A 12,938-nucleotide genomic window follows, 5' to 3' on the forward strand; every position below is an offset into this window, starting at 1 on the left:
CCGAACACAGCAGTTAAGCTCTTCAGCGCCGATGGTAGTCGGGTTTACCCCCGTGAGAGTAGGACGCTGCCACGTCACACAAAACCTTCAGGATTGTCCTGGAGGTTTTTTTCTATCTTTTTTTGCATGTACATAGACCTTGAAAGTATAAGATTCATAGTTTTGGACATACTAAGGCTGTAGCATTTAAATCGCACGGAAAGAGGGGGATAGCGATGAGTAGGAAAGATCGATGCAGCATTTGTGAGAGGAAAACCGACCAGGGATTATATTTATTGAAAATTTATATCTGCGAAGCCTGTGAATCAGAAATAAAAGACACACCGGCGGATGATCCGAAGTATGTGCATTTTGTGAAGAAAATGGCAGAGGCACAGAAGTCCATGATTCCCTCCTGACGTATGGTGACTTGTACCAACAATGATCTTGAAGTGGTTTGTCTTTACCAGTAGAAAAAGATCGCGGATTCTCAAGCCGTGCGGCCGGTGGATACCAAGGCTTCACTTACCAGACGGGCATCGCTGATGCTTGGAACATTATCAAATGATCATTTGAAAAGGAAGATTTTCTGTTAAACAGAAGGTCTTCTTTTTTTCTGTTTCAAATTTATAGAGTAAAAGGACAGACTTGCTCTTTAAACCCTGCAGGGGTCGGCAAATCTTCGGTGGATTGCCTGAGGAGGCGATCTCCGGTAGTGTGGAGGAAGAAGAAAGGATGGAGTGCGCGTGAATTTAAAATCGACGCCTCTTTATGAGGCGCTGCAGAAAAATAGAGAGAAAGAACCGATTTCTTTTCATGTTCCAGGTCATAAATACGGGCAGATATATAAGGGAGAGGATACCGGCTTTCTTGGACTGGATGCGACAGAAATCAGTGGATTGGACGATCTGCATGCTCCGGAGGGCGTCATACGCGAGGCGCAGGACCACGCGGCTCGTTTTTTTGGAAGTGAAGAGACGTTTTTCCTCGTGAATGGTACGACGGTTGGAAATATGGCGCTCCTCTTAACAGTCTGCGGGCCGGGTGATGAAATCATCGTGCAGCGGAACTGTCATAAATCTGTTCTGAATGGTATAGAACTGGCGGGAGCAAAACCAGTATTCATTGCCCCTGAATATGAGGAGGATACGGGCCGCTACAGCCGGGTCACACCATCGTCTATCCAAAAAGCGCTCGACCAATATCCGGACAGCCGTGCTGTTTTTTTAACCTATCCCGATTATTTCGGCCGGACGTATCCTTTGAGAGAGATCGCTTCCGTTGTCCACAGCCGGGATATTCCTCTGCTGATTGATGAAGCTCATGGTGTTCATTTTCATTTAGGACCTCCATTCCCGGAGCCGGCCTTAAAAGCGGGGGCCGACGCCGTCGTCCAGTCGGCCCATAAAATGGCCCCGGCGATGACGATGGCTTCTTACCTGCATATAAAGGGGTGCCGCGTCTCTTCAGCCCGTCTGCGCCACTACCTGCAGATGCTTCAATCAAGCAGTCCTTCCTATCCATTGATGGCGAGTCTTGATCTGGCAAGGGATTACTTACAGCAGTGGTCTACAGAGGATCGGAAAACGCTTGTTTCTTTCATTAAGGATGTGCGGGCAGTATTTGAAGGTTATCCGGAGCATTGGCGTGTTCTTCCCATCACTCCTTGGGACGATACAATGAAGATCATTCTTGAGCCTGAGACGAACACAGGCTTTGCTGTAGCTGATGTATTGGAAAAGCAGGGACTGGTCCCCGAGATGGCTTCAACGGACCAGGTGCTGCTCGTGTTAGGGCTGGAGCCTTATTTTTCCTTGGCTAACTTAAAGAAACAACTGGCTTTCGTCGATAACAAATTAAAAAAGACGGAAAACCATGCTACAATAAAGCAAGATCAAATATCGTTTCCACCTATTCAAACATTGGAATGGAGTTATTGGGAGATGAGGGACAAACCGGTCGTTCTTATGGACTGGAACGAAGCGGAAGGACAGGCAGCCGCCGAAGCCATCATCCCTTATCCACCCGGAATCCCTTTGATACTCAAAGGGGAACGCCTTTCCAGTACACATATCCAGGCCGTCCACTCTTTGGTGGAGAAGGGCGCACGTTTTCAGAACTTAGATATGGCAACAGGGGTGCGAGTGTTTAAAGGAGAATGATTGTGAAGGGATTGTTTGTAACATTTGAAGGCGGCGATGGGGCTGGAAAGTCATCCATGCTGAAAGAAATCGCCGCTGAACTTCGGAGTGAGGGATACCCGGTCATGGAAACTAGGGAACCGGGTGGAATCCGTATTGCAGAAAAAATTAGAGAAGTCATCCTGAATCCGGACCATACAGAAATGGATGCACGGACAGAGGCACTGTTGTATGCAGCAGCCCGGAGGCAGCACCTTGTTGAAAAGGTTTTACCCGCTTTAGAGAAAGGGAGCATTGTATTGTGTGACCGTTTCGTCGATTCCAGTCTGGCCTACCAGGGTGCTGCCCGGGGGCTTGGTATGGAAGAGGTCTATCAAATCAATGAGTTTGCGATAGAAGACTGCATGCCGGACCTGACTCTGCTGTTTGATATAAACCCGGATGAGGGTCTCGACAGGATTGCACAGAACAAAGGACGGGAACAGAACCGTCTCGATTTAGAACATCTTGCTTTTCACAAAAAAGTCCACGAGGCTTATGAGGAACTTGCCGCACGCAGTAAAGACCGTATTCAAATCATTGATGCCGGCCGGTCGTTCGACGAAGTGAAAAAGGACGCCTCAAGAATTCTACGTGCGTCCTTACCCTCATAATCCTTCCGCGATTTGTTATAATAGGAGAAAACACCCAAACAGGAGGGCTGTTCTCATGAAAATGATTATTGCGGTCGTCCAGGATAAGGACAGCAGCCGTTTAAATGATGCGTTATCCAAAAATGACTTTAAAACAACTAAACTTTCGACCACCGGTGGTTTTCTCAGGGAAGGAAATACGACATTCATGATCGGCTGTGAAGATGATCACGTCGATCGTGCCCTCGATATCATCAGGGAAAATTGCAGCCAGCGCGAACAGATGGTGGCACCGATTTCTCCAATGGGGGGGAATGCCGACTCGTACATTCCGAAACCTGTGAAGGTGGAAGTCGGAGGAGCGACGGTGTTCATCTTACCTGTCGATTCCTTTTTCCATTTTTAAGAGGCTCTTATGAAAATCAATCAGGATATAAGAGCAAATGTGGAAGGCCCTGTTAAAAACACAGGAAAGATACCTCAGGGAAACCGGACGTTCGGTACGATCATCCAGACCCAGACTCAGCAGCTGCAGCAGAATCAGCTGGACCGGCTTGTGGAGACGATTACGGCCCAGGGGGAACGCGTTGCGCGCTCCCGTTCCTTCAGGGATCTTGCTAAATATAAACGTCTCATCAAGGATTTCATTAAAGAATCCGTGCAGTACGGCACAAACCTCAAGCAGTCCCAGCAATGGAGTCCTCATGGACAGACGCGCAGGCTTACGCTCATTGAAACCATTGATGAGCAGCTTCTGGAACTTACGGAAATGGTGATGGATCAGGAGAAGCGTTCGGTCGACCTGCTTGGATTGATGGGTGAAATGAAAGGTCTGCTGATTAATCTTTACACATAAGGACGGTATGTACATGCAGACGTGGCAGGATATGAAACAATTACAGCCGTTAGCGGCTCAGATGCTGGTCAACAGCTTCAAGAAAGACCGCATCTCCCACGCCTATCTATTTCAGGGAGATCGCGGCACTGGAAAAAAAGAAATGAGTTTACTATTTGCGAAAAGTATTTTCTGTAAAAATAAAGACGGGGCGGAACCGTGTCAGAACTGCCGCGACTGCCACCGTATCGATTCGGGGAACCACCCCGATCTGCACTGGATAGAACCGGATGGACAGTCTATTAAAAAAGACCAGATCCTTCATCTGCAAAAGGAATTCACATACACAGGACTGGAGTCCAACCGTAAAGTCTATATCATTGTGGATGCAGAAAAAATGACCGTCAACGCGGCGAACCGCCTGTTGAAGTTCCTCGAGGAGCCGAGCCGGCAGACAACCGCGATGCTGTTAACGGAAAACGGCGCCACGATTCTGGATACTATCCGATCCAGATGCCAGCTGCTGGCTTTTCAACCGCTCCAGGCGCATATCATGGAGAAAAAATTAATTGAAGAAGGCGTTTCCAACTCAAACGCCCGCCTGCTTGCGGCTTTGACGAATAACATGACGGAAGCACTGGAGATGAATGAGGATGAGTGGTTTGCGAATGCTAGAAAAATAGTGATACAATTAATTGAAGTGCTTCAAAACAAACCAAATGAAGGACTTTTGTTTATCAACCATCAATGGATGCCTCACTTTAAGGAACGCACCCAGCTGCAGCGCGGTCTTGACGTGCTCATACTCTGGTTTCAGGATATGATCCATCAACTTTTGGACCGGGAAGATTCGATCGTTTTCATTTCAGAGAAAGAGAAATTGAACCAGTCGGTCATGAGATGGTCACGACAGTCGGCAGCCAGAGGTCTTTCCAGCATTCTTGAGGCAAAACGAAAGATAAATCAAAATGTCCATCCTAATTTAGTGATGGAACAACTTACCCTTCAACTACAGAGGTGATGATCGTATGATCGAAGTTGTAGGTGTCCGATTTAAACAAGCCGGTAAGGTCTACTACTTTGATCCAGGTGGACTGCGTATGACGACGGAAGACTACGTCATTGTGGAAACGGTCCGCGGGATTGAATTCGGAAAAGTTGTCATTGCTAATAAATCCATAGATGAAGAAGATGTGGTGTTACCTCTTAAGAAAGTGATCCGCATGGCGGATGACAAGGATAAACTCACCGTGGATGAAAACAAAGACAATGCTCAAAAAGCCTACCAGGTTTGTGTGAAAAAAATCCGTGAACATAAATTGGACATGAATCTTGTCGATGTTGAATATACATTTGATCGCAATAAAGTGATCTTTTATTTTACTGCCGATGGACGCGTCGATTTCCGGACACTCGTCAAGGATCTCGCGTCTGTTTTCAAAACGAGAATCGAGCTTAGACAGATCGGTGTCCGTGACGAAGCCAAGATGCTCGGCGGCATCGGTCCCTGCGGAAGAATGCTCTGCTGTTCTACGTTCCTCGGGGATTTCGAGCCTGTATCTATTAAAATGGCCAAAGACCAGAATCTGTCGCTCAACCCAGCCAAAATTTCAGGCCTCTGCGGCCGCTTGATGTGCTGTCTGAAGTACGAAAATGATGATTATGAAAATGCGAAAAAAGAGCTTCCGGATCTCGGTGAGAATATATCAACTTCTTATGGGAAAGGCAGAGTGGTCGGTCTCAACATGCTTGAACGCATGGTTCAGGTTGAATTCCGCGAGAAGGAACGTGTATTGGAGTATTCCCTTCAGGAACTGATTGATGAAGGCGTCCTTCAAACCGAAGCCTCAGAATAAAAGGGTGAAGTCGACCGTGAATAAGAAAGCCATTTTTGAACAAGTATCCCATTTCGAAAGCCAGATCGGCGAGTTGTATGAACAGCTTGGAGATCTGAAAAAGCAGCTGGCCTATCTATTGGAAGAGAACCAGCATTTATCGCTTGAGAATCATCATCTGCGGCAGCGGTTGGAAAAGGAAAATGAGAAACAGGAGACCCCTTCCTCACCCTCGTCGAAACAGGACAAAGGCACGGTCGTCGGAGAAGGCTATGATAATCTGGCCAGACTCTATGAAGAAGGCTTTCATATTTGTAATCTGCATTTCGGCAGCCCGAGAGACGAGGATTGCTTGTTCTGCCTATCATTTTTGAATAAAAAGAAATAAATCCAGGTCCAGGCCCTTTCCTTGCTCGTTCGAGGAAGGGCTCTCTTTATATCGGAAAGAAAGGAAACAGACGGATGGTACAATTGAAAGATGATGAACGAATCGATGATTTATTAGCCAAGGAAGAACGGAGGATTATCCAAAGCCCGAGCGCTTTTGCCTTTTCGCTCGATGCTGTTCTGCTTGCCGACTTTACGTACGTACCGAAAACAAGAGGAAAGATTCTCGACTTGTGTACGGGAAACGGGGTCATTCCGTTGTTTCTATCCACACGCTCTTCCGTACCCATAACTGGAGTGGAAATCCAGGAGCGTCTGCATGATATGGCGGTTCGGAATGTTGAATTGAATGAACTCGGTGATCAGCTTCAGATGATCCATGGGGATTTGAAGGAGATGCCGGCCTATTACGGTAATAACAAGTTCGATCTGGTCACCTGCAATCCTCCTTATTTTCCAACACCCAAAACAGAGGAACATAACTTGAATGAATACCTGGCTGTCGCCCGCCATGAGATTCACTGTACTCTTGAGGATGTAGTATCTGCATGCAGCCGGCTTGCAAAATCCGGTGGGAAAGTATCCATGGTGCATCGGCCGGACCGGCTTGTGGAGATTATCCAACGTTTCAAAGCCCATAAGCTGGAGCCGAAGCGGATGCGGCTTGTCTACCCGAAAGCAGGGAAGGAAGCGAACATCCTTTTGATTGAAGGGGTGCGGGACGGTCGTCCTGGATTGAAAATCCTTCCGCCATTCTATGCGCTTCAGGAAGATGGCGGTTACACCGATGAACTGAAGGATATTCTAAATGGACGGTAGTCATTATGTCTATATGCTTCGTTGTGGGGACGGGAGCCTTTATACCGGGTATACGAATAACCTCGAGCTCCGTCTGCAGAAGCATCGGGAAGGAAAAGGAGCTAAATATACCAGGGGCCGGGGACCGCTCGTACTGGAAGCGTGGCAGTGTTATGATCATAAAAGAGAAGCCCTCCAGGAGGAATACCGTTTAAAGCGGATGGCCAGAACGAAAAAAGAAATATGGATTGAACAGCGGAAGGAGGAAGCTGGTGAAAATTCAAAAGAGCTTTAATGAACATCCAACAGGTACCCTTTATATTGTACCTACACCAATCGGGAATCTGGAGGATATGACGTACCGGGCTGTATCCACCTTAAAGGGTGCTGATATGATTGCGGCAGAAGATACCCGGAATACAAGAAAGCTGCTGAATCATTTCGATATTCACACATCGTTGGTCAGCTATCATGAGCATAACAAATACACCAAGGGATCTCAGCTGGTCGAACAGCTGCAGGCAGGGCAGACCATTGCTCTTGTCAGCGATGCGGGGATGCCGGGGATTTCAGACCCGGGTACAGATCTTGTGGCTGAAGCGGTGGAGGAGGACGTTCCAGTCGTTGTTCTTCCAGGGGCGAATGCCGCCCTCCCAGCCTTGGCCGGGTCCGGTTTACCGACGGATGAATTTTACTTTTGTGGCTTTCTGCCACGTAAAAAGAAAGACAGGGCAGCTGTATTGGGACGTCTGAAACCTTATGGAGCGACGTTGATCTTTTATGAATCTCCTCATCGTCTGAAGGAAATGCTCGCGCATATGAATGAGGAGTTCGGAGCAAGAAGAGCATCGCTCGTGCGGGAATTGTCCAAGCGTTTTGAAGAATATGTACGCGGGACCCTTCCTGAACTCGCCCAGTGGGCTGAGGACGAGGACCTGCGTGGGGAATTCTGCATCATTATAGAAGGCTCTTCAGAAGAGGAAAAGCAGGAGGAGGCATGGTGGGCGGGGATTTCCCTGATTGACCATGTGGACCACTACATCGAGAAAGAACAGATGAAAAGCAAGCAGGCGATTAAACAGACCGCCCTGGACAGAGAACTTCCAAAACGGGATGTTTATCAGGCTTATCACGTCATCCAGGATGAATAGATATAAGAAAATCCCTTACTGTCAGGCCTGTCCAGTAAGGGATTTGTTTTGGAGCATATGTCAGACTGATTATCTCTCTATTCGCTAACCAGTGATTGTCGTCGTCTTTTGTTTATCTCTTTTTTTATTTAAGGTTGTCTTGAAGTTCGTTAAGAAGCATTTGAGCGCCTTCTTTACTTAGAACAAGGTTGCCGTTGGCCAGTTTCATGTTGTCGTCTGAAACTTCACCAGTAATATGACAAGTCATATTCGGCTTATACTTCTTGAGAACGATGCGGTCATCGTCCACGTAAATTTCTAATGCGTCTTTTTCATTGATCCCCAGTGTGCGGCGAAGTTCGATCGGAATCACAACGCGACCAAGCTCGTCCACCTTACGTACAATACCTGTAGATTTCATTTTTCTATCTCCCCTCAATCAAAAGTTTGATCGTCATGTTTCGACATATGTCTCGACATAATAGTACCAACCATTCCCAGACGTGTCAATTACTAAAAAAGGTGCAGAGATTTCCATATCCCTATACGAGGTGAGGTATATAAAATGGGGGAGAGGAGTGATTTCCGCAGGCCTGATTTCCTCTTCTCCATTTATATCGGTTCCAAAAATGGATAGTTTATCCACTTCGGTTATATATGTCCTATTTTACCACGGTATTTACAGATGTGAAGCACTAATGTGTGCTTCTTTTGACAGTTTTACACAACTTTCGGTATATTTTAATGTTAGGAATGGAAATAAAAGAAATAAATCGATAGAATGATACCATGACCTTTCATGGCGTTAGGATGATTTTTTGAGGAGGGAACAGGATGCCAGAGGAAAAGAATACGTTCTATATTACAACACCAATCTATTACCCGAGTGGTAATCTGCATATTGGACATGCCTATACAACGGTGGCCGGCGATGCGATGGCCCGTTATAAGCGCCTGCGGGGGTACGATGTGATGTACCTGACAGGGACGGATGAGCACGGACAGAAGATTCAGCGGAAAGCCGAGGAAAAAGGGGTTTCGCCACAGGAGTACGTCGACGATATCGTCAGCGGAATCAAGCAGCTGTGGGATAAGCTGGATATTACGTATGATGATTTTATCCGTACGACACAGGACCGCCACAAAGTGGTCGTGGAGAAAATTTTCGACTATTTAATGAAAAAAGGGGATATCTACCTCGACGAATATGAAGGATGGTACTGTACATCGTGCGAGTCCTTCTTCACAGAACGCCAGCTTGATGAAGGGCACTGCCCGGACTGCGGCGGTGAAGTGGAGAAAGTTAAAGAGGAGTCCTACTTCTTCAAAATGAGCAACTACGTGGATCAGCTTCTTGACTTTTATGAGAAGAATCCAACGTTCATTCAGCCGGAAAGCCGGAAGAATGAAATGATCAACAACTTCATTAAACCAGGACTTGAAGATCTGGCGGTTTCCCGGACGACCTTCGATTGGGGAATCGGCGTGCCGGGTAATGAAAAACACGTCATTTACGTGTGGATTGATGCCTTGAGTAACTACATTACAGCCCTCGGTTATGGTACGGATGATGATACACGCTATCAGAAATACTGGCCGGCCGATGTCCAGCTGGTAGGGAAGGAAATTGTCCGTTTCCATACGATTTACTGGCCGATCATGCTGATGGCGCTGGATCTTCCGCTTCCGAAAAAAGTGTTCGCCCACGGATGGATTTTGATGAAGGACGGCAAGATGTCCAAATCAAAAGGGAATGTCGTCGACCCGGTTCAGCTCAGTGACCGCTATGGTCTTGACGCCCTGCGTTACTATCTGCTTCGCGAAGTACCGTTCGGATCTGATGGCGTCTTCACTCCGGAAGCGTTCGTAGAGCGGACCAATTATGACCTGGCCAATGATCTTGGCAACCTGTTGAACCGTACAGTGGCCATGATCAGCAAATACTTTGATGGACAGATCCCGGCGCTTACACTGGCTGAGGATACCTTTGATGAAAGCCTGGAAAGTCTTGCCCGTGAAACGCTTGACGGCGTCGAAGAGTCGTTGGAAAATATGGAGTTCTCCGTTGCGCTTTCCACGTTGTGGAAGTTCATCAGCCGTACGAACAAGTACATTGATGAAACGCAGCCATGGGTGCTTGCGAAAGATGAAGCGAAACGGGAGCGTCTCGGAAATGTCATGGCGCACCTGGCCGAAGCCCTCCGTCATACCGCAGTGATGCTGCAGCCATTCCTGACGCAGACACCGGACCGGATTTTCCAACAGCTTGGCTTGAATGAAGAGCGTTTCAAGTCATGGGAAAGCCTTGCAGAGTTCGGATTGATTCCAGCAGGAACGACTGTTCAAAAAGACGAGCCGATTTTCCCGCGTCTTGACGCAGAGGAAGAGACGCAGATCATTAAAGATATGATGAAGCAGCCGGCTCCGAAGGAAGAAGAGAAAAAGGAAGCTCCAGCCGATCTTGCTGATGAAGTGACGATTGAGGACTTCGCCAAACTCGACTTCCGCGTAGCTGAAGTTTTGAAAGTCGACAAAGTGAAAAAAGCGGATAAACTGCTGAAAATCCAGCTCGATCTTGGCTTTGAGCAGCGTCAGGTTGTCTCAGGCATTGCCGAGCACTATTCACCAGAGGAACTCGTTGGTAAGAAAGTGATCTGTATTGCCAACCTGAAGCCGGTGAAACTGCGCGGTGAATTGTCCCAGGGGATGATTCTTGCCGGTGAAGACAATGGAAAGCTTGCTCTAGCTTCTGTCGATCAGACCTTGAGCAATGGCACAAAAGTGAAATAACACAGGACTAAAAAGGGAAAGCTCTAATCAGCGCTTTCCCTTTTCCAATGAAAAAAGAAAGGCGGGACAACGATGCTTTTTGATACACACGTTCATTTGAATGCCGATCAATTTGAAGAAGACCTTGAGGAAACGATCCAAAGGGCACGCGAAGCTGGTGTGACGTATATGACTGTCGTCGGTTTTGACAGAAAGACGATTCCGAAGGCACTGGAAATTGCGGAATCGGATGAGAATATCTATGCGGCTGTGGGGTGGCACCCGGTCGATGCGGTCGATATGACTGATGAAGACCTGGCCTGGATTGAAGAGCTGACTTCTCATCCGAAAGTAGTGGCTCTCGGCGAAATGGGACTCGACTACCACTGGGATAAATCACCGGCTGATGTGCAGAAGGACGTCTTCCGGAAGCAGATCAGGCTGGCGAAAAAAGTCAAGATGCCGATCATCATTCACAACCGGGAGGCAACGGAGGATATTGTGCAGATCCTGAAAGAGGAGAACGCAGCAGAAGTCGGTGGGATTATGCACTGTTACAGCGGCCCTGTGGAAACTGCTCAGGAATGTATCGATATGAATTTCCTGATCTCCCTGGGCGGACCTGTGACATTTAAGAATGCCAAGCTTCCGAAAGAAGTCGCCAAAGCCGTTGATTTAAAGCATATGCTTGTGGAGACGGACTGTCCGTTTCTAGCTCCTCATCCAAATCGAGGCAAACGGAACGAACCGGCTTACGTAAAGCTTGTAGCCGAACAGGTCGCTGAATTGAAGGGGATCTCTTATGAAGAGGTCAGCCGTGTCACGACAGAGAATGCCTTGTCCTTCTTTGGTATTTCCCATTCGTAATGGAGGACTTTGGTCATAATATTACAGCTGTTTGAGAATTGTATGGGAATTGTAACATGCCTGTTATGTTATTCATCTGGGCATAAATGCATAATGGAGGAGTCAGTGATTGTCATCTGACTCCTCCATTTTATTTAAAGGGGAGTTAGTTGACATCATTTTGTCACTTGAATACAATGGAACGCGTGCTTAAGAGAGGGGGCCTTTAGGATGAATAGAAAAGAAATTGTAAAAAAAGCTGTCAGTCAAACGACTTTCTGGGCTGTATTATCTGTTATCCTGGCATCCGCCTTTTTAGTGACCGTTACCTATGAAGCGACCAAGGCTTCTGTCCAGGTGACTCAGAACGGAGAAAAAGAATTGATTCGTACTCATGCGGATACGGTAGAGGAATTATTGTCTGATCTGGACGTTTCCATACAATCGCATGATGAATTATCACATAAATTATCTGATTCAGTTGAATACGGAATGGATGTTGAATACATAGCATCAAAATCGGTTCACCTGGCCATCGATGGTGGGGAAAAGAAAGACTATTATACAACGGCAGCTACTGTCGGAGAGTTTTTCAAGGAGAATGATCTGGAATTCAAGGAACACGATCAGCTGTCCCACCAATCCAGTGAGCATCTCGCTGATGGCATGAGTATTGAGGTCGCTGAAGCCTTTCAAGTTACGTTGAATGATGGCGGAGACGAGGAACATATATGGACGACACCTTCCACTGTGGAAGAATTATTGAAAGAACAGGGAATTGAACTCGATGACCTGGATGAATTGAACGTTGATGCGGATGCATGGGTATCTGCGGATACACCGCTGGAAATCACGCGGGTGGAAAAGGTGACCGACATTGTCGAAGAAGAAACGGATTATTCGGTTGAAGTGAAAAAGGACGACTCCCTTCCGAAAGGGGAGCGCAAGGTGCTGGAAGACGGGCAGGAAGGTCTTGTGACGAAGGAGTATGAAGTTACGATTGAAAATGGCGAAGAGGTCAGCCGTGAGCTTGTAGAAGAGACGGTCGATCAGGAAAGCCGAAGGGAAATCGTAGCGCTTGGTACAAAAGTGGATGAACCCACACCACAGCCTGTGTTGGCAGCCTCCACTTCAGATGCTGAAAAAGACACAGACTCTTCCCGCGAAGTTGTGCAGACATCTGCCAACGTTTCAAAAAGCAGTCCGGAAACAAGCCGTGAAAAAGAATCGAGTCAAACGATGCGGATGCACGCTACAGCGTACACGGCAGAGTGTGCCGGATGCTCGGGCGTAACAGCAACGGGAATCGACTTGAATGAAAACCCTGAGAAAAAAGTCGTAGCTGTCGATCCGGACGTCATTCCGCTGGGCAGCCGTGTCTGGGTGGAAGGCTATGGAACTGCCATTGCAGGAGATACGGGTGGAGCAATCAATGGGAAACGGATTGATCTTCATGTCTCTTCCAAGAGCGAAGCTTACAACTTTGGTTCAAAAACGGTACAAGTGAAAATACTGGATGAGTGAAGACAGCAGAGGAACCTTTCCTCTGCTTTTTTCCGTGTATAGACTCATGGTATGCTAGGGAG

15 protein-coding genes are annotated in these 12,938 nt (G+C 47.3%); 14 read left to right on the top strand and 1 reads right to left on the bottom strand.

Going from position 1 to position 12,938, the window contains the following annotated elements; all coding sequences use genetic code 11:
• Positions 1 to 215 precede the first annotated feature (215 nt).
• From ACXAJH_RS19300 to rsmI, 11 genes are all read left to right on the top strand, one after another.
• Positions 216 to 398: a sigma factor G inhibitor Gin gene (locus ACXAJH_RS19300; RefSeq protein ID WP_474970183.1), complete on the top strand. Its 183-nt coding sequence runs from the start codon at positions 216 to 218 to the stop codon at positions 396 to 398.
• A gap of 327 nt (positions 399 to 725) precedes the next feature.
• Positions 726 to 2,141, top strand: coding sequence for an aminotransferase class I/II-fold pyridoxal phosphate-dependent enzyme (locus ACXAJH_RS19305; protein WP_474994942.1), 1,416 nt, complete (start codon positions 726 to 728; stop codon positions 2,139 to 2,141).
• Between the two features lie 2 nt (positions 2,142 to 2,143).
• Complete coding sequence (tmk, locus tag ACXAJH_RS19310; RefSeq protein ID WP_474994943.1) at positions 2,144 to 2,773, top strand: dTMP kinase; 630 nt, start codon at positions 2,144 to 2,146, stop codon at positions 2,771 to 2,773.
• Positions 2,774 to 2,828: 55 nt separating this feature from the next.
• Positions 2,829 to 3,158 (top strand): cyclic-di-AMP receptor, encoded by a 330-nt coding sequence (locus ACXAJH_RS19315; protein ID WP_474970186.1) that lies wholly within the window; start codon positions 2,829 to 2,831, stop codon positions 3,156 to 3,158.
• A 9-nt stretch (positions 3,159 to 3,167) separates the two neighbouring features.
• Positions 3,168 to 3,608, top strand: coding sequence for a YaaR family protein (locus ACXAJH_RS19320; RefSeq protein ID WP_474970187.1), 441 nt, complete (start codon positions 3,168 to 3,170; stop codon positions 3,606 to 3,608).
• Between the two features lie 13 nt (positions 3,609 to 3,621).
• Positions 3,622 to 4,608 carry a DNA polymerase III subunit delta' gene (gene holB, locus ACXAJH_RS19325; RefSeq protein WP_474970188.1) on the top strand — a complete coding sequence of 329 codons (987 nt, stop codon included), beginning with the start codon at positions 3,622 to 3,624 and terminating at the stop codon, positions 4,606 to 4,608.
• Between the two features lie 7 nt (positions 4,609 to 4,615).
• Positions 4,616 to 5,443 carry a PSP1 domain-containing protein gene (locus tag ACXAJH_RS19330; protein ID WP_027953500.1) on the top strand — a complete coding sequence of 276 codons (828 nt, stop codon included), beginning with the start codon at positions 4,616 to 4,618 and terminating at the stop codon, positions 5,441 to 5,443.
• Positions 5,444 to 5,459: 16 nt separating this feature from the next.
• Positions 5,460 to 5,810: a DNA replication initiation control protein YabA gene (yabA, locus tag ACXAJH_RS19335; protein ID WP_474970189.1), complete on the top strand. Its 351-nt coding sequence runs from the start codon at positions 5,460 to 5,462 to the stop codon at positions 5,808 to 5,810.
• Positions 5,811 to 5,884: 74 nt separating this feature from the next.
• Positions 5,885 to 6,628, top strand: a complete 744-nt coding sequence (locus ACXAJH_RS19340) for a tRNA1(Val) (adenine(37)-N6)-methyltransferase (protein ID WP_474970190.1) — start codon at positions 5,885 to 5,887, stop codon at positions 6,626 to 6,628.
• Positions 6,618 to 6,902, top strand: a complete 285-nt coding sequence (locus ACXAJH_RS19345) for a GIY-YIG nuclease family protein (RefSeq protein ID WP_474970191.1) — start codon at positions 6,618 to 6,620, stop codon at positions 6,900 to 6,902. The genes ACXAJH_RS19340 and ACXAJH_RS19345 overlap by 11 nt, the downstream gene beginning before the upstream one ends.
• Entirely contained in the window at positions 6,880 to 7,758 is an 879-nt protein-coding gene (gene rsmI, locus ACXAJH_RS19350; RefSeq protein WP_474970192.1) for a 16S rRNA (cytidine(1402)-2'-O)-methyltransferase, read from the top strand. The genes ACXAJH_RS19345 and rsmI overlap by 23 nt, the downstream gene beginning before the upstream one ends.
• A 124-nt stretch (positions 7,759 to 7,882) precedes the next feature.
• Here the strand turns inward: rsmI and ACXAJH_RS19355 are convergent, their stop codons facing one another.
• Positions 7,883 to 8,158 carry an AbrB/MazE/SpoVT family DNA-binding domain-containing protein gene (locus tag ACXAJH_RS19355; RefSeq protein WP_027953495.1) on the bottom strand — a complete coding sequence of 92 codons (276 nt, stop codon included), beginning with the start codon at positions 8,156 to 8,158 and terminating at the stop codon, positions 7,883 to 7,885.
• Between the two features lie 413 nt (positions 8,159 to 8,571).
• Between ACXAJH_RS19355 and metG the strand changes: the two genes are divergently transcribed.
• The 3 genes from metG (at position 8,572) to ACXAJH_RS19370 (ending at position 12,876) form a co-directional block, all read left to right on the top strand.
• Positions 8,572 to 10,527, top strand: coding sequence for a methionine--tRNA ligase (metG, locus tag ACXAJH_RS19360; RefSeq protein WP_474970193.1), 1,956 nt, complete (start codon positions 8,572 to 8,574; stop codon positions 10,525 to 10,527).
• Positions 10,528 to 10,599: 72 nt separating this feature from the next.
• Positions 10,600 to 11,373, top strand: a complete 774-nt coding sequence (locus ACXAJH_RS19365) for a TatD family hydrolase (RefSeq protein WP_474970194.1) — start codon at positions 10,600 to 10,602, stop codon at positions 11,371 to 11,373.
• 210 nt (positions 11,374 to 11,583) lie between these two features.
• Entirely contained in the window at positions 11,584 to 12,876 is a 1,293-nt protein-coding gene (locus ACXAJH_RS19370) for a ubiquitin-like domain-containing protein (protein ID WP_474990715.1), read from the top strand.
• Positions 12,877 to 12,938 lie beyond the last annotated feature (62 nt).

The organism is Halobacillus sp. ABD4_316, assembly GCF_056161385.1.

Excerpts from the sequence above, each read along its gene's own strand:
- ACXAJH_RS19300 (WP_474970183.1), top strand. The coding sequence starts at position 216 with ATGAGTAGGAAAGATCGATGCAGCATTTGTGAGAGGAAAACCGACCAG.
- ACXAJH_RS19315 (WP_474970186.1), top strand. The coding sequence starts at position 2,829 with ATGAAAATGATTATTGCGGTCGTCCAGGATAAGGACAGCAGCCGTTTA.
- ACXAJH_RS19320 (WP_474970187.1), top strand. The coding sequence starts at position 3,168 with ATGAAAATCAATCAGGATATAAGAGCAAATGTGGAAGGCCCTGTTAAA.
- holB (WP_474970188.1), top strand. The coding sequence starts at position 3,622 with ATGCAGACGTGGCAGGATATGAAACAATTACAGCCGTTAGCGGCTCAG.
- ACXAJH_RS19330 (WP_027953500.1), top strand. The coding sequence starts at position 4,616 with ATGATCGAAGTTGTAGGTGTCCGATTTAAACAAGCCGGTAAGGTCTAC.
- ACXAJH_RS19340 (WP_474970190.1), top strand. The coding sequence starts at position 5,885 with ATGGTACAATTGAAAGATGATGAACGAATCGATGATTTATTAGCCAAG.
- ACXAJH_RS19345 (WP_474970191.1), top strand. The coding sequence starts at position 6,618 with ATGGACGGTAGTCATTATGTCTATATGCTTCGTTGTGGGGACGGGAGC.
- ACXAJH_RS19355 (WP_027953495.1), bottom strand. The coding sequence starts at position 8,158 with ATGAAATCTACAGGTATTGTACGTAAGGTGGACGAGCTTGGTCGCGTT.
- metG (WP_474970193.1), top strand. The coding sequence starts at position 8,572 with ATGCCAGAGGAAAAGAATACGTTCTATATTACAACACCAATCTATTAC.
- ACXAJH_RS19365 (WP_474970194.1), top strand. The coding sequence starts at position 10,600 with ATGCTTTTTGATACACACGTTCATTTGAATGCCGATCAATTTGAAGAA.
- ACXAJH_RS19370 (WP_474990715.1), top strand. The coding sequence starts at position 11,584 with ATGAATAGAAAAGAAATTGTAAAAAAAGCTGTCAGTCAAACGACTTTC.